This is a genomic window from Xanthomonas sp. DAR 80977 (genome assembly GCF_041240605.1).
GTDB classification, from domain to species: domain Bacteria; phylum Pseudomonadota; class Gammaproteobacteria; order Xanthomonadales; family Xanthomonadaceae; genus Xanthomonas_A; species Xanthomonas_A bundabergensis.
Genome location: NZ_CP162487.1, coordinates 3033839 through 3053223, shown reverse-complemented (window position 1 = coordinate 3053223; position 19385 = coordinate 3033839). Strand labels below are relative to the sequence as shown.

Sequence of the window (19385 nt, the reverse complement as noted above, 5' to 3'; positions counted from 1 at the left end):
GGAGCGGAATTATTACCGAGTCCCCCTGACCCGTCAATGCCCTTCGCAGAAAAAATTCACGCCGCCGCGCCGAGCAGGGCCTGCGCCACCGCCGCCGGCCGCTTCATCCAGGCGAAATGGTCGGCCGCGGTGCCCAGTCGCGCCGCATCCAGCGAACGCACGTCGAGCGTGCGCGGCGCCAGCTTGTGCAGCAGGGCGCGCAGCGAGGGTTCCGGCGCCATCCAGTCGTCCTGCAGCAGCACGCCATGGACCGGCACGGTCACCTGCGCCAGCAGCGCTTCCAGGTCAGCCGCCACGCCTGCCGCGGCATAGCGATTGCGCAGGCCCACCCGCGCCCAGTCCGCGATCAGGGAGCGCGCCTCGGTGCCGCCGAAGCCGAGCCGGCGTCCGTGCAGCACGCCCTGGCGCTGCGCCAGCCACGGCAGCAGGCGATACGCCAGCGGCAGCAGATGGCGCCGCGGCGCGCCGAAACAGCGCCAGTACGGGCTGCCGCTGGCGACCAGCCACAGTCCGGCGAACGCCTGCGGATGCAACGCGGCGTAGCAGCAGGCGAGTTGTCCGCCAAGGCTGTGGCCGCCGATGGTCGGCGGCAACGCGCTGTGGCGCTGCGCGAGCGCCGCATGGCTGGCCGGCAGGTCCTCGCACAGCAGCTGCCGATAGCCCCAGTCCTGGGTGCGCGACGCACGCAGCGAGCTGCTGCCGTTGCCGCGCCATTCGTGCAGGAACACGGCCACGCCCCGTGCGGCCAGCGCCTCGGCGAACGGCAGGTAGTGGCGCGCGGCCACGCCGAGCGCGGGCAGCCACAGCAGCGCCCGGCGCGGCGCCGCGGGGATGCGCGCCAGCACGGTCCAGCGATGGCCGTCGCCGGCGCTGGCCTGCAGCGCGTCGTCCGCCGGCACGGGCATGCTCATGCGTGGCGCGCGGCGCCGAAGTGGTCCAGCACCACCACGTCGCCGCGGCCGGGGCGGTAGCCGCCCTGCAGCGCGCGGGCGACATAGTCGATCGCCGCTTCGCAGGCCACCGGCAGCGCCAGGCCCTGGCACAGCTGCGCGGCGATCGCCGCGGCGAGGGTGCAGCCGGTGCCGTGCGCCTGCAGGTCCAGCCGCGCGTGGCTGAATTCGCTGCGGCTGACCCCGTCGTCGTAGCGGTCGATCACCCGATGGCCTTCGGCCAGATGGCCGCCCTTGAGCAGCACCGCCTGCGCGCCGGCCTCGAGCAGCGCGGCGGTGGCGTGCTCGGCGTCGTCGGCGTTCTCGATCGTGCGCCCCAGCAACAGCTGCGCTTCCGGTGCGTTCGGCGTGACCAGGGTCGCCAGCGGCAGCAGGCGGCGGCGCAGCGCATCCAGCGCGTCGTCCTCGAGCAGCTTGGCGCCGCTGGTGGCGACCATTACCGGGTCCAGCACCACGAACGGCGGGCGGTACTGTTCCAGCGCATCGGCGACCAGGTGGATCACCGCGGCATTGGCGAGCATGCCCAGCTTGACCGCGGCGATGTCGAAATCGGCGAAGCAGGCATCGATCTGCGCGCGCAGGAACGGCAGCGGCGGCACGTGCACGGCGCTGACCCCGCGGGTGTGCTGCGCGGTCAGCGCGGCCACCGCCGACAGGCCGTGCACGCGGTGCGCGGCGAAGGTCTTCAGATCGGCCTGGATGCCGGCGCCGCCGCCCGAATCGGTGCCGGCGATGCTCAGTGCGGAGACGACGGTGGGTTCGCTCATGCGCCGATTGTGCAGCGCCCGCGGCGGCTTGGCGACCGCGCGCTCAGCGTTCGTGGCGCCGGTAGTGGGCCTGCAGCGCATACGCGGTTCCGACCAGCCCGGTCAGCAGCGCCGGCGCCAGCAGCGCATCGAAGCCGACCTGGCGGTAGGCCCAGGCGCCGAGCACGCCGCCGAGCAGGAAGCCGCCGATGATCAGCAAGCTGAGGCGGATGCGCCGGCGCGGCAGCGGCAGGCCGCGCAGCGCCTGGCCCAGGCCGATGCCCAGGTCGGTGAACATGCCGGTCAGGTGGGTGGTGCGCACCACTGCGCCGCTGTAGGTGGTGGTCATCGCGTTCTGCAGGCCGCAGGCGGTGGCGGCGAACAGCGCGCCGAGGAGTTGTTGCTGCTTGAACGCCTGCATCGCCGCCAGCAGGAGCAATGCTTCCAAGGCAAGCGCCACGCCGTAGCGGCGGCCCAGGCGCAGGCGGCTGTCCTGCACCACGATGCCGCTGAGCACGGCGCCGCCGAGGAAGGCCAGCACCACGCCGACCAGGTTGCCGATCACCCGCATGTCGCCCTCGGCCAGCGCCGCGCCGAGCAGGGTGGTGGTGCCGGTCAGGTGGGTCACTGCCTGGTGCTCGAAGCCGAGATAGCCGACCACGTTGACCATGCCGGCGACGCAGGCCAACGCGCCGGCGAACGCCCAGGCCCAGCGCGGCAGTTCGAAGTTCATGCGCCGGCGCGGCGCCGGCGCGCGGCGCGCGACTGGCTGGACGGAGGCGGCCGGCGCATGCGTTGCGGCCTACTTCGCGCCGTTGACGGCGATCTCGGAGAAGCTGCCGCTGGCCGGATCGAACACCGCGCCCCAGAAGCCGCTGCCGCCGCCGCACACGCGCACCGCATCGATGCTGGGATCCAGGTCGCTGTCGTCGTGCGGCTTGAACGCGTTGACGTAGATCGCCTGCCTGCCGCGGTAGACGATGCCGACGTACTGGCGGTCGTCGCCGGCCGGATCGGCGATCGTGGGCTGCAATTGCGCCAGCCGCGTTTCCAGCTGCGCGACCTGCTCCACGGTCGGCACCCAGTAGCCGCTCACCGCGCCGTCGTGGCGCGCCGGGCTGTCGCGCGAACAGGTGTCGAGCACCTGCGCGGCGGTGCTGTTGCGGGTGACCACCCACGACTGCCCGGCCTTGATCGCGGTCGGTACGCTGGCCGGCCCGCGCGTGGTGGCGCACGCGCCGAGCAGGACCAGCGCCAGCGCGGCGCCACCGAGGCGTGCGCTGGCCGCGTTCACAGCACCTCCGAGGCGTAGTCGGCCAGGCGCGAACGCTCGCCGCGGCGCAGGGTGACGTGCGCGCTGTGCGGCCAGGCCTTGAACCGGTCCACCGCGTAGGTCAGGCCCGAGGTGGTCTCGGTCAGGTACGGCGTGTCGATCTGCTCGACGTTGCCCAGGCACACGATCTTGGTGCCGGGGCCGGCACGGGTGATCAGCGTCTTCATCTGCTTCGGGGTCAGGTTCTGCGCTTCGTCCAGGATCAGGTAGCGCGACAGGAAGGTACGCCCGCGCATGAAGTTCATCGAGCGGATCTTGATCCGGCTGGCGAGCAGGTCGTTGGTCGCCGCGCGGCCCCAGGCGCCGCCTTCCTGGTTGTGGGTGAGCACTTCCAGGTTGTCGGTCAGCGCGCCCATCCACGGCGTCATCTTCTCTTCCTCGGTGCCGGGCAGGAAGCCGATGTCCTCGCCGACGCTGACCGTGGCGCGGGTCATGATGATCTCGCGGTAGCGCTGCTGGTCCATGGTCTGCGCCAGGCCCGCCGCCAGCGCCAGCAGGGTCTTGCCGGTGCCGGCGGTGCCGAGCAGGGTGACGAAGTCGATCTCCGGGTCCATCAGCGCGTTGAGCGCGAAGTTCTGCTCGCGGTTGCGCGCGGCGATGCCCCACACCGCGTGCTGGCCGCTGCGGAAATCGTCGACCAGCGCCAGCGTCGCCTTGCGCTCGCCGCTGACCTTGACCACGCGCAGTTCCACTTCGTCGTCGCCGGGCAGGTACAGGTACTGGTTCGGGTACCAGTCCTCGTCGTCGGCCAGCGCGATCTCGTAGCAGGTGCGGCCCTTGTCGCTCCAGCTGCGCAGGTCCTGGTTGTGCTTCTGCCAGAAATCCTCCGGCAGCTCGATCGCGCCGGTGTACAGCAGGCTGAAATCGTCGAGCGCGCGGTCGTTCTCGTAATCCTCGGCGACCAGGCCGCTGATCGCCGCCTTGATCCGCAGGTTGATGTCCTTGGACACCAGGATCACCGGCGTTTCCGGGCCGTCCTCGCGCAGCGCCAGCACCGCGGCCAGGATCTTGTTGTCCGGCGCCACGGTGCCGAAGCTGCGCCCGGGCTCGACCGGGCGGGTCTGGAAGTACAGCCGGCCGATGCTGCCGCTGCTCTTGAGCTGGATGCCCTGCGGATGGCTGAGCGGGATGCCCGACTCGATCTGCTCGGCGCCGGCGCCCTCGATCAGCTCGTTGAGGAAACGGCTGACCTGGCGCGCGTTGCGGCTGACTTCGGACATGCCCTTCTTGGCGTTGTCCAGTTCCTCGATCACCTGCATCGGCAGGAACACGTCGTGTTCCTCGAACTTGAACAGCGCGGTCGGGTCGTGCATCAGCACGTTGGTATCCAGCACGTAGATGCGCTTGCCTCGGGTCATCGTGGATTCCTGGGAATGGGACAGGGAAAGACCATCACGGCCTGCGCGGGGCAGGGTGATGCGGCGTGCGGGAAGCGCGAATGATCACTGCTGGGCGGCGGCCTGCAGCGCGTCGAACACGGCCTGGGCGTGGCCGGGAACCTTGACCTTGCGCCAGCTGCGCAGCAGCCGGCCCGAGGGCGAGATCAGGAAGGTGCTGCGCTCGATGCCGAGCACCTGGCGGCCGTACATGTTCTTTTCCTTGATCACGTCGAACGCGCGGCACAGGGCCTCGTCGGCATCGCTGACCAGCGGGAAGCGGAAGCCCTGCTTGGCGCAGAAGTTGTCGTGCGACTTCAGCGAATCGCGCGAGACGCCGAGCACGGCGGCGTTGGCCTGCTCGAACTGCGGCAGCAGCGCGTTGAAGTCGATGCCCTCCGTGGTACAGCCGGGGGTGCTGTCCTTCGGGTAGAAATACAGCACCAGCCAGCGGCCGGCGTAATCGCCGAGCGTGGCGCTGGCGCCGCCGGACAACGCCAGCGGCAATGCCAGCGTGGTGCGGTCCAGGGTGTCGCCGTCCTTCATGGGGTGTCCTCCGCGTGCATCGCCATCATCTGCGTTCGAATGCGTCGATGTCCAGCGCGGCTCAGAACTTCATCGGGTCCATGATCGCGTCCAGGTTCAGGTGGTCGCAGAACTCGAGGAAATCGTCGCGCAGCGCGGCGATGTGCATGTTCGCCGGCACCCCGATGGTCACCTGCGCCGAGAACATCTCCGCGCCGGTCTGCATGGCGCGGTAGCGGGTGCTCTGCAGGTTCTCGATGGTGATGCCCTGGCGGTCGAAGAAATCCGCCAACTGGAACAGGATGCCCGGCTTGTCGGCGGCGATGACCTCGACGATGTAGGGCAGCAGGTTGGATTGCGCCTGCTTGGCGCCGGTGCGGTACCACACCAGCTTCATGCCTTCCTCGCGGTCGAGCCGGGTCAGCATGGCTTCGAGCTTGGCCACCGAGTCCCACGAGCCGGTCGCCAGCGCGGTCACCGACACGTCGCGGCCGACCGTGGCCAGGCGCGCATCGACGAGATTGCAGCCGCTGTCGGCGATGCGACGCGTCACCGGCAACAGCGGCGACTCCGGATGCGTCGTATAGGCGTTGATCAGGAGGTGGTTTTCGGTCGGCGCGGGCCGGGGCGTGGTGTCTGTCAAAGGGGCTTCCGGCATTGCGTAGGATTGCGTAAGGCTGAACGGCGTCCGGGCGGTCGCTCGGTGCAGTATGCAGCATACTTGCCCGCGCTTTCGGGCCGCAAGTAACATGCGGGACGAATCCCGTCCGTGCAGGCCGCACGCGGCCCTCTCTCTACACAGCGAGCACCAGGCATCTTGTCCCTCTCCGGCATCATCACCGCCCTGGCCACGCCCTTCCAGGGCAATGGCGACCTCGACCTCGACGCCTGGCAGCGGCTGCTCAAACGGCAGCTGGACGGCGGCGTACAGGGCGTGGTGGTGGCGGGATCGACCGGCGAGGCGGCCACGCTGCTGGACGAGGAATACGACCTGATCCTGCGCGAAGCGGCGCAGGCGATCGGCGGGCGCGTGCCGCTGCTGGCCGGCACCGGCCTGTCCGGCACCGCCAAGACGGTCGCGCTGACCCGCCGCGCCGCCGCCAACGGCGCGCAGTACGCGCTGGTGGTGACGCCGCCGTACGTGCGCCCGACCCAGGCCGGCCTGCTCGCGCACTACCTGCAGGTGGCCGAGCACGGCGGCCTGCCGGTGGTGCTGTACAACGTGCCCGGGCGCACCGGCTGCGACCTGCTGCCGGACACGGTGGCGCAGCTGGCGCAGCATCCGAACATCGTCGGGATCAAGGAAGCCAGCAGCGATCCGCAGCGCATCGCCGCGTTGCTGGCCTTGCGCAGCGACGGCTTCGCCGTGCTCAGCGGCGACGACGGCAGCGCCGCGCATGCCATGCTCGGCGGCTACGACGGGCTGATCTCGGTCGCCTCCAACGCCTTGCCGGCCGCCTACCGGCGCCTGTGCGACCTGGCGCGTGCGCGCCAGAGCGAGCCGGCGGAGGCCTGGGATGCGCGGCTGCAGCCGTTCCACGCCTTCTGCGGCATCGAATCCAACCCGATCCCGGTCAAGGCGCTGCTGCAGCGCGCCGGCATCGGCCAGGGCCTGCGGCTGCCGCTGCTGCCGCTGTCCGCGGCGCACCACGCCACGGCCGACCGTCTCGCCGCCGACGCAGCCGCGTTGGAAGAACTATCCAGCCGCGAAACGCTCGCGGCCTGACCCTCAGGAGATTTATCGATGCGTGCTTCCGTTCCCTACGTCCGCGTGCTGTCGGCCGCCGTGCTGGCGACCACCATGGTCGCGGCCACCAGCGGTTGCAGCTGGTTCCACAAGGGCAAGCCGCGCGGCGACTATGCGCTGGCCCCCGAGATGCGTCCGCTGGAAGTGCCGCCGGACCTGACCGCGCCGGATACCTCGGCGGCGATGAAGGTGCCGGCGCTGGCCTCGGCCACGCAGCATCCTGCCGCCAGCGGCGCGCCGGGCCAGGCCCCGGCGGCGTCGAACAGCGGCTTCGTGGTGCCGGGCGCGCGCGACCAGGTGTTCGCCCAGGTCGGCGACGCGCTGGGCGGCATCGAGGGCGTGACCATCGCCAGCCGCGCGCAGGTGCTGGGTTCCTACGACGTGAGCTACGAGGGCGGCAACTTCCTGATCCGCGTGGTCGCGGTGGATGCCGGGGTGTACGTGTCGGCGGTCGATCCGCGCGGCCTGCCGGCCAGCGGCGAGGCGCCGGTCAAGCTGATCGCGGCGCTGAAGGCCAAGCTCGGCCATTGAGCCGGCGTTGCCGGCCGGCGTTCGCGCCGGTCGTTGCGACGGGTGGAGACGGGCGCCGCAGGGCGCCCGTTTCGTTTTTGGGGCGAGCAGCAGGAGCCGCGGAGGCATCTGCCGGCGCCGGCTGGGTCGATTGTGGGAGCGGCTTCAGTCGCTCCCACACCGGGTCCGCGACTGAAAATCTATCGGTCGAAACGCTTCAACTTCGGTGGCGACAGGCGGTAAGACCCGTTTGGTATCGGCTTCGCGATTTGGCCGCGCGGTCAGCGGCGACGCGTTGGATGCGCTACTTCAGCAGCAGCGGCAGCTTGTTCGGCTTGCCGTCCCAGTCGGCGGCGTCGGGCAGCGGTTCCTGGCGCGTGGTCAGCACCGGCCAGGCCTTGGCCAGCTCCGCGTTGAGCGCGACGAAGCCTTCCTGGCCGGCCGGCACGTCGTCCTCGGGGTAGATCGCGTTGGCCGGGCACTCCGGCTCGCACAGGGTGCAGTCGATGCACTCGTCCGGATCGATCACCAGGAAGTTGGGGCCGGCGTGGAAGCAATCCACCGGGCACACTTCCACGCAGTCGGTGTATTTGCACTTGATGCAGTTTTCGGTGACGACAAAAGGCATGGCTCGATCCGGCGGTTAAGCGCGCAATTCTAAAGCAGTCGGCGCCGGCGCGTGGAGAATGCGCGCGGCCGGTGCCGCAGCCGACCCTGCCGGACCATTGCCGGGCAGTCGCGCGGGGTCAGTCGCCGATGCCGCCGTGGCGTTGCGCCAGGCGGTACAGGCCGCGCGCGGCAAGGTCTTCGGGGTGGTTGCGGACCTCGCTGCCCAGCGCGCGCAGCGCGTGCGCGTAGCGGTTCAGCAGGCCGCTGCCGCCGATCAGGTGCACGCGCGGCGCCAGCGGCAGGCGCGCGCGCAGTTCGTGGCCGATCAGCAGGCCGGACAGGTAGGACGGCGCGGCGGCCGCGCTCAGCCGCTCGAACAGGCCCAGGGCGCGCACGCCGAACAGATGATGCAGCAGGCCGCCGGGCGCGCCGCTGCGCTGCAGGCCGGCGTCGAAGCCGGCGGCGTCGAAATGGCCGTCGTCGGCGTCCATCAGCCGCGCCAGCAGGCTGTGCTGGCGCAGCAGCGCGTACAGCTCGCCGGTCATCATCGTCGCCAGGGCGGCGATGCGGCCGTGCTGCAGATCGACCCACTTGCTGTGGGTGCCGGGCAGGCACACGCTGTGGGCGCCGTCGGCGTCCGGCTCCTGGGCCAGGACGTCGAGCAGGCCGACCAGCTGGGTCTCCTCGCCGCGCATCACGTCCGGCACCGCCTCGGCGCTGCTGGCCACGCCGGGCACGAACCACAGCGTGCGTCCGGGCAGCGCCGGGTCCTGCAGCGGCTGCATCGCCGCGGCGAGCGCGGCGGCGTCGGCCGGGCATGGCGCGTAGGGCAGTTCGATCCAGCCGTTGCGGCTGCCGATCATGCCGCACAGCACCACGTCGCCGGGCCAGCCGTCGATCAGCGCCGCCAGGGTCGCGGCGAAACGGCCCTGGCAGGCGGTGATGCCCTGGTCGCTGCGGCGCTGCTCGAGCACGCGGCCATCGGCCGCGAGCCGGTAGCCGCGCAGGCTGCTGGTCCCCCAATCGATGGCGATCATGCGCTGGCGATGCGTCCTTCGGGCAGGCCGGCGATGCCGACCGCGGCGACGAACAGGCCGCCGGCCTGCGGGGTCCGCGCCAGTTCGTCGTCGGCGTGGTCCATGCGCGAGGTGCTCAGGTACAGCGTGCCGCCGTCGGCGCCGCCCAGGGCCGGGCAGGTGGGATGCTTGACCGGCAGCGCGACGCTGCGCTCGACGCTGCCGTCGGGCCGGTAGCGGACCACGCGCCAGGCGCGCCATTGCGCGTTCCACAGGTGGCCTTCGGCATCGACGATGGCGCCGTCGGGCTCGGCACCGGGGTGATCCACGTCCACGAACACGCGGCTGTTGGCGGTCTGTGCGTTGGCGGCGTCGTAGTCGCAGCACAGGATCTGCGGGCGCACCGAGTCGCAGTAGTACATGGTGCGGCCGTCGGCGCTGAAGCAGATCGCGTTGGGGATGGCCACGCCGGGCAGCGGCAGGCGGCGCAGGCCGTGGCGCGCGGACCACTGGTAGAAGCTGCCGACCGGCGCCTGGTCGGCGCGCTCGCTCATGGTGCCGAACACGAAGTTGCCGTGGCGGTCGGCGCGGCCGTCGTTGGCGCGGGTGTCGTCGCGCTCCGGCTCCAGCTCGGCCAGCTTGTGCAGCGGCAGTTCGGTCGCCCCGGCGGCGCTGGCGTCGGGATCGGCGACGTACACGCCCTTGGCCAGGGCCAGCAGCAGGCGGCCGTCGTCGAACAGGCCCAGGCAGCCGGGGCGGTCGGGCAGGGACCAGTGGCGGCTGGCGCCGCTGGCCGGGTCGTGCCGCCACAGCTGGCGCCCGTCGATGTCGACCCAGAACAGCGCCTGGCGGCGCTCGCACCACACCACGCCTTCGCCGTGGCTGCAGCGGCTGTCCACCGCCAGTTCGGCGGTATGGGCGGGGGGCGGGGGCAGGCTGCTCATTGACTCACCATTCGGCGATGCTGCCGTCGGCATGGCGCCAGACCGGGTTGTGCCAGTCGGGCGGGTTTTCGTTGGCGTGGCGCAGGCGCTCCTCGTCGATCTCCACGCCGAGGCCGGGCTTGGGCAGCGCGGCGATGCTGCCGGTGGCGTCGCAGGCGAAGTCTTCCTTGTTGATCACGTAGTCGAGCAGGTCGGCGCCTTCATTGTAGTGGATGCCGATGCTCTGTTCCTGCAGCACCGCGTTGTGCGAGACGAAATCGACCTGCAGGCAGGCCGCCAGCGCGACCGGGCCGAGCGGGCAGTGCGGGGCCAGGCCGACGTCGTAGGCGTCGGCCATGCTGGCGATCTTCAGGCATTCGGTGATGCCGCCGGCGTGCGACAGGTCCGGCTGCAGCAGCGACAGCCCGCCGGCCTGCAGCACCGGCTTGAAGTCGAAGCGCGAGAACATGCGTTCGCCGGCGGCCAGCGGGATCGGCGTGGAGGCGGCCAGGCGCGGATAGTATTCGGCCAGTTCCGGCAGCACCGGTTCCTCGACGAACAGCGGCTTGAACGGCTCCAGTTCGCGCAGCAGCACGCGCGCCATCGGCGCGGCGACGCGGCCGTGGAAATCGATGCCGAAGTCGATGCTGGTACCGAACGCCTCGCGGATCTGCGCGACCTTGGCCACCGCCGCATCCACCGCGCGCGGCCCGTCGATCAGCTTCATCTCCTCGGTGCCGTTGAACTTGAAGGTGTCGAAGCCCAGCTCGCGATAGCCCTGGATCTGCGCGATGGTCGCCGACGGGCGGTCGCCGCCGACCCAGCGGTAGGTCTTCATGCGGTCGCGCACCAGCCCGCCGAGCAGCTCGTACACCGGCACGCCCAGCGCCTTGCCCTTGATGTCCCACAGCGCCTGGTCGATGCCGGCGATGGCGCTCATCAGGATCGGCCCGCCGCGGTAGAAGCCGCTGCGGTACAGCAGTTGCCAGATGTCGTTGATCCGCGCCGGATCCTTGCCGATCAGGTAGCTGCTGAGTTCGTGCACCGCGGCGTCGACGCTGCGCGCGCGGCCTTCGATCACCGGTTCGCCCCAGCCGGTGATGCCTTCGTCGGTCTCGATCTTCAGGAACAGCCAGCGCGGCGCGGCGTGGTAGGTGGTGAGGCGAACGATCTTCATGCGTGGTCCAGGTAGGCTTGGCGGAAGGCGGCGGCCTGCGCCCGGGTCTGCGCGAGTGCCTGGCCGGGCCGGTACAGTTCGCCGCCGATGCCGGCGCCGATCGCGCCGGCGGCGAGGTAGTCGCGCAGGGTGTCGGTGCTGACGCCGCCGACCACGAACAGCGGAACCGTCGCCGGCAGCACCGCGCGCAGCGCGCGCAGGTGGCCGGGGCCGTAGGTGGCGGCGGGGAACAGCTTGAGCATCTGCGCGCCGGCGTCGAGCGCGTCGAAGGCCTCGGTGGCGGTGGCGAAGCCGGCCACTACCTGCAGGCCGCGCGCGACCGCGTGGCGGATCACCGGCGGGCGCGTGTTGGGGGTGACGATGAAGCGCGCGCCGAGGTCGGCCAGGGTGTCGACGTCGGCGATCTTCAGCACCGTGCCGCCGCCGATCCAGCAGCGCTGGCCGAACGCCTGCGCCGCCGCGCCGATGCTGTCGGCCCAGCGCGGCGAGTTGAGCGGGATCTCGATCGCGTCGTAGCCGGCCTCGGCCAGCGCGCCGACATGGTCCAGCGCGTCGTCGGGGGTGAGGCCGCGCAGGATCGCGATCAGGGGGAACTGGAACGGGGAGACGGCGGACATCGGCTTACCTGGCAACGGGCGTGGAGCGAAAGGCGTCCACCGCGACGTCGTCATCGCGCGGCCGCAGGGGGCGCGCGGGTGAGCGGCCGTCACGTTGGCGACGAGCGGGCGGGCGCCAGCGAGCGGTGCGTCGGCGGATCGTCCTGCTCATCGACGCTGGCGCGGCGCGCCGGCGCCTTCACGAGGCGGGTGTGGCGGTGGGACGGCGTCGCGGCCGGAGCCGCGACTGGTCGATAGCCTGCGCGCGTGAAGATATGCTCGGCAAATGAAATTTTAGACATATGCTATTCCGGTGGTGAATACGCATCTTCTTGCTCAGGACGCTTTCCGCTCATGACCGCTACCGCCAATCCCTGGTTCAACGCCGCGCGCCTGAAGACCCGGCATCTGTTGTTGCTGCTGCAGCTGCACGAGCACCGCTCGGTGCTGCGCGCGGCCGAGGCGGCGAGCATGACCCAGCCGGCCGCCTCCAAGCTGCTGGCGGAAATGGAGGACCTGCTCGGGGTCAAGTTGTTCGAGCGCCACGCGCGCGGGGTGGAGCCGACCTGGTACGGGCAGGTGCTGATCCGCCGCGCGCGCTCGGCGATGTCGGAGATCGGCCGCGCGCAGGAGGAGATCGCCGCGCTGCGCGAGGGGCGCATGGGCCAGGTCTCGATCGGCACCGTGGTCAATCCGGGCACCAACCTGGTGCCGCAGGCGATCGCCGAGGTCAAGCGCGAGTTCCCCGGCATCCTGGTGCGGGTGGAGATGGACTACAGCCGGCCGCTGGTGGCCAAGCTGCTGGACGGCCAGCTCGACATCGTGATCGGGCGCATCCTCGGCCCGTACGGCGGCGACGAGCTGGAGTTCGAGCCGCTGGCCGACGAACCGCATTCGGTGGTGGCGCGCGCCGGGCATCCGCTGTCGGCGCGCGCCGACCTGCGCCACGCCGACCTGGCGCGCTACGGCTGGGTGCTGCCGCCGGTGGACAGCGTGCTGCGCGCGCGCCTGGACGCGATGTTCATGGAGCACGGCGTGCCGACCCCGCAGAACGTCATCGAGACCTCGTCGCTGCCGGTGATGACCAGCCTGCTGCGCGGCAGCGACCTGCTGGCGGCGCTGCCGGCCGACGCGGTGGCGCCGTACGTGCAGGCCAAGCTGCTGACCGTGCTGCCGATCGCGCTGGGGGTGCGGATGGAGTCGTTCGGCATCATCCGCCGCCGCGACTACATGCTGCCGCCCGGCGCCGAACGCATCCTGCTGGCGCTGCGCAACGCGGCCAAGCGCCTGTATCCGGAACGTGCGCCGGGCTGAACAGTGGCGTGCGCTGGCGTTCGCCCGACCGGGGCGGGCAGGGCCGGCGGCGAGCGATGCATGCCGGGTCATGTTGGCACATGCCGGCACGGGCCTTGGATCGGTGTCGCCGCCTGGTAGCACGGGCGCTTGCGCGACGCGGCGGCCGGTCGCGCAGACGCCATTGCGCACGCGAATCTGCTAGTCGAAAAAAACATAGCTTGGCGTGAATATTTCATTTGCTTAACACGAAATTCACTTCTAGGCTCAGCCGATCGTGACCGATGCCGCGCCGCGTCGTCCCTAATATGACGCGCGCCGCCACGCCAGCGATACGGCAGCGGGCCATGGCGCGCCGCCGTCACAATCAGCAGGGCGGCGCTTAACGCGCGACCGCCACCCGTGTGTGTGTGCATGTCTCCTGGGAGGGAAGCATCATGTCATCGCGTCACTACCGTGGTCCGGCCTCGCCGACCGCAGCGGTTCGTAGTACCTGCGTTTTGCGTCGCTCGGCCATGGCGCTGAGCATCGGCCTGCTGCTGAGCGCGCAGGCGCTGGCACAGGACGCCGACGACGCCACCAAGAAGAAGAGCACCGACCCGGTGACCCAGCTCGAGGCGATCGAGGTCAAGGGCGTGCGCGCCAGCCTGATCAAGTCGCAGTCGATCAAGCACGATGCCGAGCAGATCGTCGACTCGGTCAGCGCCGAGGACATCGGCGCGCTGCCCGACCGCAGCGTCACCGAGACCCTGCAGCGGGTCAGCGGCGTGACCATCGACCACTTCATGGCGCGCAACGACCCCGACCATTTCTCCGCCGAAGGCAGCGGCGTGATGATCCGCGGCATGACCCAGGTGCGCGGCGAACTCAACGGCCGCGACAGCTTCAGCGCCGCCAGCGGCCGCGGGCTCAGCTTCGAGGACGTGCCGGCCGAACTGATGGCCGGCGTGGACGTGTACAAGAATCCTTCGGCCGAGATCATCGAAGGCGGCCTCGGCGGCACGGTCAACCTGCGCACGCGCATGCCGTTCGACCAGCCCGGCCGGGTGATCGGCTTCACCGCCGACGAGAACTACGGCGATTTCAGCAAGACCTACAAGCCGTCCGGCTCGTTCCTGTTCAGCGATCGCTGGGAGACCGGCGTCGGCGAGATGGGCCTGATGCTGGACGTGGCCTACTCGGAACTGGCCACCCGCAGCGACGGCATCCAGGTGGAACCGTTCGTGCGCCGCACCGATGCGGCGCTGCTGGCCGGCACCGATTTCGACAAGGTCTACGTGCCCGGCGGCGTCAACTGGCGGCAGCTGGACTTCGAGCGCAAGCGCAAGGGCGTGGCCGGGGCGTTCCAGTGGCGGCCCAGCGACGACACCGAAATCTACGTGCAGTACATGCGTTCCACCTACGACATGAACTGGCAGGAGCGCGCGGCGTTCTTCAACGACGACACCAACGCGATCAGCCCCGCCCCCGGCACCACCTTCACCTACGATGCCGACGGCCGTTTCGTCAGCGGCTCGCCGGTGTCCAGTTCCTGGCGCGGCAACGTCACCGGCAACGACGGCGTGCGCTTCTACACCGACAACCGCTACGCGCAGCAGAGCACCACCACCTCCGACCTGTCCGGCGGCTTCACCCACAAGCTCACCAGCAACCTCACCGTGCGCGGCGACATGCAGCTGGTGCAGTCGGAAAGCGATTCGCTGGACTTCACCCTGTTCAGTTCGGTCTACCTGCCGGGCCTGACCTTCGACCTGAGCGGCAAGTACCCGTCGGTGTCGATCGCCGACACCAGCTATACCTCCGACCCCTCCAATTACTTCTGGAGCGCGGCGATGGACCACCTGGCGAAGAACCGCGGCCGCGAGCTGGCCACGCGCTTCGACCTGGAATACACCTACGACGACAATCCGTGGCTGCGCACCTTCCGCGCCGGTATCCGCGGCACCTCGCGCACCCAGACCAACAAGAACTCCGGCTACAACTGGGGTGTGATCAGCGACAACTGGGCGACGATTCCCGGGACCAGCACCGGCCTGGCCGACCTGGCCAGCTACATGACCTCGTCCTCGCAGCTGTATTCGTACTCCAACCTGTTCCGCGGCAAGATCAGCGTGCCCAACAGCCTGTACTTCCCGAGCAACGCCGCGGTCAAGGACTATGCCGGCACCTCCAAGCTGATCGAGCAGATCGTGGCGCTGCGCGGCTGGGGCTGGGCGCCGGACGAGTACCAGTTGCAGGACACCAACCGCCAGTTCGAGCGCACCCAGGCCGCCTACGCGGTGCTGTACTTCGGCAACGACGATGCGCTGGGCGTGCCGGTGGACGGCAACGTCGGCGTGCGCATCGTGCAGACCAAGACCGAGGCCACCGGCTACGGCCAGTTCCCCGACCTGTCGGCCACCGCCGCCTCCGATGCGCTCAAGGCGCAGTACACCGGGCAGTTCTTCGCCAACAATGCGCAGGGCAGCTACACCAACGTGCTGCCGAGCTTCAACATGCGCTTCAAGTTCTCCGATGCGCTGCAGTGGCGCATCGCCGCGTCCAAGGCGATGGCGCGGCCGGACTACACCCAGCTGCAGCCGTACCTGCTGCTGGCGGCCACCACCGAGGAGGACGGCACCGTGTCCAAGTGGACCGGCACCGCGGGCAACCCGAACCTCAAGCCGATGAAGGCCAACCAGTACGACACCGCGCTGGAATGGTATTTCGATACCAGCGACATGATGTACCTGACCCTGTTCTACAAGAGCGTCAAGGACTACTTCTCCACCCAGACCACCACCGAGACCTACGGCGGCCAGGACTGGCTGGTGACGCGTCCGTACAACATGGCCAAGGGCCGCATCCGCGGTTTCGAATACGGCTACACGCAGTTCTTCGACTCGCTGCCGGGCTGGATGAGCGGCTTCGGCGTCAACGCCAACTTCACCTTCGTCGACAGCAGCGGCGGCGTCAATTCGGCGACCGATCCCTACAGCCAGACCACCGTCACCGGCGTGAGCCTGCCGCTGGAAGGCCTGTCGCGGCGCAGCTACAACCTCGCCGGCATCTACGAGAAGGGGCCGCTGTCGGTGCGCCTGGCCTACAACTGGCGTTCGCGCTACCTGCTGACCGCCAGCGACGTGGCGACCAAGCTGCCGACCTGGGCGGACGACTACGGCCAGCTCGATGCCTCGGTGTTCTATCGCTTCACCCCGCACCTGCAGCTCGGCGTCCAGGCCAACAACCTGACCAACACCGTGACCAAGGTGCTGATGGGGCCGACCTCCTACGCCGACGGCGAGGTCGACAACCACCTGTACACGCGCAGCTGGTTCGTCAACGACCGCCGCTATTCGCTGGTGCTGCGCGCCAACTGGTAAGCGGCATCCGCCACGGCGTTTCCCTCTGCCCGCATGCGCTGCGCATGCGGGCTCTTTTTATGGCCTGTCGCGCGGCGCCCGCGTCGCGCCGAAACGCGAGACGCCCGCGCAGCGGCGGTATGCGGCGATTCACCGGCGGACCGGTGTTTCGTATGTGGAAAACATATAGCTGACCGTGAATATTTCATTGGTTGGTCGTGTGACTGCCACCTATTCTCGATCCCGAGTCGTGATCGCCTTCGATCGCGTGCGCGCCGCGGCAATCCCGCTCGCGTCCGACTTGCGGCCAGCACCCCACATTCGACAGGTGCGGCCGGACAACTTAGAAACGGCGACGACAGCCTTTGGCACGATCGCCGAATCGTTGGTACATGTGTCCTGGGAGGGAAGCACCATGTCAGCGCCCCATAGCCATTGTCCGCATGCGCGGACCGTGGCGCTCCGTTCTACCCGTGTTTTTTCCGATCGCGGCGTGCGCCGTTCCGCCATGTTCCTGGCCGTCGCCGCGCTGCTCGCCGCGTCCGCCGCACAGGCCCAGCAAGCCGAGCCGGCCCCGCCCGCGCAGGCCGACGATGCCACCACGCAGCTGGACACGGTGCAGGTCAGCGGCACCCGCAGCAGCGTGACCAAGGCGCAGCTGGTCAAGCAGAATTCCGAGCAGATCGTCGACTCGATCGTGGCCGAGGACATCGGCAAGCTGCCCGACAACAACGTGGCCGAGGCGCTGCAGCGCATCTCCGGCATCCAGATCGCGCGCAATTACGGCGAAGGCAGCAGCATCGCCATCCGCGGCCTGACCCAGGTGCGCACAGAGCTCAACGGCCGCGACATCTTCACCGCCAACGACGGTCGCGGGCTCAGCTTCGAAGACGTGTCGGCGGAACTGCTGGCCGGCGTCAACGTGTACAAGAACCCTTCTGCCGATATGATCGAAGGCGGCCTGGGCGGCACCGTCGACCTGCGCACGCGCCTGCCGTTCGACTACGACGGGCGCAAGATCGCCGGCAGCGTGCAGTACAACCATTACGACCTGGCCGACGACGGCAAGCCGGCGTTCTCGGGCATGTTCAGCGACCGCTGGCAGACCGGCATCGGCGAGATCGGCCTGTTGCTGAACTATTCGCAGCAGACCAGCCCGTTCCGCCAGGACACGATCTCGATCGAACCCTGGTACACGCAGACCGACCTGCCGGGCTACGAAGGCCAGGAGATCTCGGTGCCGCACGGCGCCGGCATCAACACCACAGTCGGCGAGCGCAAGCGCAAGACCGGCGCGTTCGCGCTGCAATGGCGGCCGAACGACGACGTCGAGGTCACCGCGCAGGTCATGCGTTCGGACTACGACTTCAGCTGGCACGACTATTCGTTCTTCGCCTACAGCGGCGATGCGGCGATGCAGGGCGCGCGCGACATCGTGGTCAACGATCGCAACGAATTCGTCAGCGGTACGTTCCAGAACACGCCGGCCGACTCCAACACCAGCCTGACCGAGCGCCATTCGGTGACCACCGACTATTCGCTCGGTGCCAAGTGGACGGTCAACGAACGCCTGAACGTGAGTACCGACTTCCAGTACGTCGACGCCACCACCAAGGGCACGCGCTACATCGTCGCCACCGGCATGACCAGCACCCCGTTCTATAACCTCGACCTGAGCGGCGATCTGCCGCGGCTGTCGGTGACCGACGCCAGCGGCGCCGAAGGCTATCTTGCCGACCCGGCGAACTACGTCGGCTGGAAGTGGCACCTGGACAACAAGGACGACAACAAGGGCACCGAGTTCGCCTGGCGCTCGGACATGGACCTGGCGTTCGACGACGGCTTCGCCCGCAGCTTCAAGGCCGGCGTGCGCTATACCGACCGCAAAGCCGAGAACAAGGGCAACGTCTGGCGCTTCATGTGCTTGAACGGCTGTGCCGGTGCCGCATTCGCTGATTATCCGGACATCCAGCTGGTACAGAATCCGATCACCGATTTCTTCCGCGGCGACGGTTATGCATTCGGGCCGACGCTGACCGCGTCCGACGCGGCGGTGGGCAATTACGACAAGACCCTGGCCGCGTTCGGCGCCTCGCCGCTGCAATTCGCGCCGAACAACATCAACCAGCAGAACGAGAAGACCTACGCCGCCTACGGCGTGCTGCGCTTCGGCGTGGACAGCGGTTCGGTCCCGTTCGACGGCAACATCGGGATCCGCATCGTGCGCACCGAACTGTCCTCCAACGGCGTGCGTACCGCGACCGATGCCGAGGGCGGTGGCCTGCTGCCGGTGAACGCGCAGCAGACCTATACCGATGTGCTGCCCAGCCTCAACCTGCGCTGGTTCCTGCGCGACAACCTGCAGTGGCGTTTCGCCGCCTCGCGCGGCATTTCGCGGCCGACCTTCGACAAACTCAATCCCAACCTGAGCCTGAGTGCGGCCGACAGCGGCGGCGGCGTCACCACGCGTACCGGTTCGGCCGGCAACCCGGACCTGGAGCCGATGAAGGCCGACCAGTTCGACACCGCGCTGGAGTGGTATTTCGGCAAGGGCTCGATGGTGTACGGCACGCTGTTCTACAAGAAGGTCAACGGCTTCATCGCCAATGCCGTGTTCAACGAGGTCTACGACGGCCAGGTGTGGCAGATCACCCGCCCGGTCAATGGCGACAACGGCAAGATCAGGGGTGTGGAAGTGGGCTATACCCAGTTCTTCGACTTCCTGCCGGGCTGGCTGAGCGGCTTCGGCCTGCAGACCAACTACACCTATGTCGACAGCGAGGCACCGAGCCCGACCGCGACCGACACCAGTGGCCAGGCCCTGGTCGTGCCATTGGAGGGTCTGTCCAAGAACAGCTACAACATCATTCTCAGCTACGAGAAGTCGCGCTTCGCCGGCCGTGTCGCCTACAACTGGCGTAGCGACTGGCTGGTGACCACCGCCGGCAACGGCACCGACAACCTGCCGGTGTACAACAAGGGCTTCGGCCAGCTGGATGCGTCGTTGCGCTTCAACATCGACGATGTGTGGTCGGTGTCGGTGGACGGGGTCAATCTGTTGGATACCCGCAACGAGAGCTACCTGGGCTACGAATCGCGCTACCGCGACTTCGTCATCAACGACCGTCGCTATGGCCTGACCCTGCGCGCCAGCTTCTGAGGCGCGGCGCAGGCGCGGTCCCCCGTTCCGGCGCGCGCGGCGTCGCCGGAACGGGGGATTTCCTGCCGATGGCCTGGCCGTCG

18 protein-coding genes are annotated in these 19385 nt (G+C 69.2%); 5 read left to right on the top strand and 13 right to left on the bottom strand.

The window, feature by feature from the left end:
• Positions 1-56: 56 nt before the first annotated feature.
• The 7 genes from AB3X10_RS12850 to AB3X10_RS12820 form a co-directional block, all read right to left on the bottom strand.
• Positions 57-911: an alpha/beta fold hydrolase gene (locus AB3X10_RS12850; RefSeq protein ID WP_369975431.1), complete on the bottom strand. Its 855-nt coding sequence runs from the start codon at positions 909-911 to the stop codon at positions 57-59.
• Entirely contained in the window at positions 908-1717 is an 810-nt protein-coding gene (gene thiD, locus AB3X10_RS12845; RefSeq protein ID WP_369975429.1) for a bifunctional hydroxymethylpyrimidine kinase/phosphomethylpyrimidine kinase, read from the bottom strand. The genes AB3X10_RS12850 and thiD overlap by 4 nt, the downstream gene beginning before the upstream one ends.
• A 43-nt stretch (positions 1718-1760) precedes the next feature.
• Positions 1761-2429: a YoaK family protein gene (locus tag AB3X10_RS12840; protein ID WP_369975428.1), complete on the bottom strand. Its 669-nt coding sequence runs from the start codon at positions 2427-2429 to the stop codon at positions 1761-1763.
• Between the two features lie 69 nt (positions 2430-2498).
• Entirely contained in the window at positions 2499-2990 is a 492-nt protein-coding gene (locus AB3X10_RS12835; protein ID WP_369975427.1) for a hypothetical protein, read from the bottom strand.
• On the bottom strand, positions 2987-4387 hold the full coding sequence (locus tag AB3X10_RS12830) for a PhoH family protein (RefSeq protein ID WP_145700264.1): 1401 nt from the start codon (positions 4385-4387) through the stop codon (positions 2987-2989). The genes AB3X10_RS12835 and AB3X10_RS12830 overlap by 4 nt, the downstream gene beginning before the upstream one ends.
• A gap of 84 nt (positions 4388-4471) precedes the next feature.
• Positions 4472-4951, bottom strand: a complete 480-nt coding sequence (locus AB3X10_RS12825) for a peroxiredoxin (RefSeq protein WP_009604221.1) — start codon at positions 4949-4951, stop codon at positions 4472-4474.
• A gap of 61 nt (positions 4952-5012) precedes the next feature.
• Positions 5013-5588, bottom strand: coding sequence for a glycine cleavage system protein R (locus AB3X10_RS12820; RefSeq protein WP_087943489.1), 576 nt, complete (start codon positions 5586-5588; stop codon positions 5013-5015).
• 159 nt (positions 5589-5747) lie between these two features.
• On the opposite strand from AB3X10_RS12820, the gene dapA reads away from it, so the two are divergent.
• The gene (gene dapA / locus AB3X10_RS12815) at positions 5748-6656 is read left to right on the top strand and encodes a 4-hydroxy-tetrahydrodipicolinate synthase (protein ID WP_369975426.1); all 909 of its coding nucleotides are present in this window, start codon (positions 5748-5750) and stop codon (positions 6654-6656) included.
• An 18-nt stretch (positions 6657-6674) separates the two neighbouring features.
• A complete protein-coding gene (locus AB3X10_RS12810) occupies positions 6675-7208 on the top strand; it encodes a hypothetical protein (RefSeq protein WP_369975425.1) in 534 nt (177 codons plus the stop codon).
• A gap of 283 nt (positions 7209-7491) precedes the next feature.
• Here the strand turns inward: AB3X10_RS12810 and fdxA are convergent, their stop codons facing one another.
• The 6 genes from fdxA to AB3X10_RS12780 form a co-directional block, all read right to left on the bottom strand.
• The gene (fdxA, locus tag AB3X10_RS12805) at positions 7492-7815 is read right to left on the bottom strand and encodes a ferredoxin FdxA (RefSeq protein ID WP_046980845.1); all 324 of its coding nucleotides are present in this window, start codon (positions 7813-7815) and stop codon (positions 7492-7494) included.
• A 118-nt stretch (positions 7816-7933) separates the two neighbouring features.
• Positions 7934-8833 (bottom strand): 2-dehydro-3-deoxygalactonokinase, encoded by a 900-nt coding sequence (locus AB3X10_RS12800; RefSeq protein ID WP_369975424.1) that lies wholly within the window; start codon positions 8831-8833, stop codon positions 7934-7936.
• Complete coding sequence (locus AB3X10_RS12795) at positions 8830-9756, bottom strand: SMP-30/gluconolactonase/LRE family protein (protein ID WP_369975422.1); 927 nt, start codon at positions 9754-9756, stop codon at positions 8830-8832. Before AB3X10_RS12795 ends, AB3X10_RS12800 begins: the two co-directional genes overlap by 4 nt.
• Before the next feature lie 4 nt (positions 9757-9760).
• A complete protein-coding gene (gene dgoD / locus AB3X10_RS12790) occupies positions 9761-10912 on the bottom strand; it encodes a galactonate dehydratase (protein WP_369975421.1) in 1152 nt (383 codons plus the stop codon).
• Positions 10909-11529: a 2-dehydro-3-deoxy-6-phosphogalactonate aldolase gene (locus tag AB3X10_RS12785; RefSeq protein WP_369975420.1), complete on the bottom strand. Its 621-nt coding sequence runs from the start codon at positions 11527-11529 to the stop codon at positions 10909-10911. Before AB3X10_RS12785 ends, dgoD begins: the two co-directional genes overlap by 4 nt.
• A gap of 89 nt (positions 11530-11618) precedes the next feature.
• Complete coding sequence (locus AB3X10_RS12780; protein WP_369975419.1) at positions 11619-11810, bottom strand: hypothetical protein; 192 nt, start codon at positions 11808-11810, stop codon at positions 11619-11621.
• Between the two features lie 52 nt (positions 11811-11862).
• Between AB3X10_RS12780 and AB3X10_RS12775 the strand changes: the two genes are divergently transcribed.
• The 3 genes from AB3X10_RS12775 (at position 11863) to AB3X10_RS12765 (ending at position 19302) form a co-directional block, all read left to right on the top strand.
• On the top strand, positions 11863-12822 hold the full coding sequence (locus AB3X10_RS12775; RefSeq protein WP_145700250.1) for a LysR substrate-binding domain-containing protein: 960 nt from the start codon (positions 11863-11865) through the stop codon (positions 12820-12822).
• Positions 12823-13316: 494 nt separating this feature from the next.
• A complete protein-coding gene (locus tag AB3X10_RS12770) occupies positions 13317-16163 on the top strand; it encodes a TonB-dependent receptor (RefSeq protein ID WP_369975417.1) in 2847 nt (948 codons plus the stop codon).
• A 394-nt stretch (positions 16164-16557) separates the two neighbouring features.
• Positions 16558-19302, top strand: a complete 2745-nt coding sequence (locus AB3X10_RS12765; protein ID WP_369975416.1) for a TonB-dependent receptor — start codon at positions 16558-16560, stop codon at positions 19300-19302.
• Positions 19303-19385: the final 83 nt, after the last annotated feature.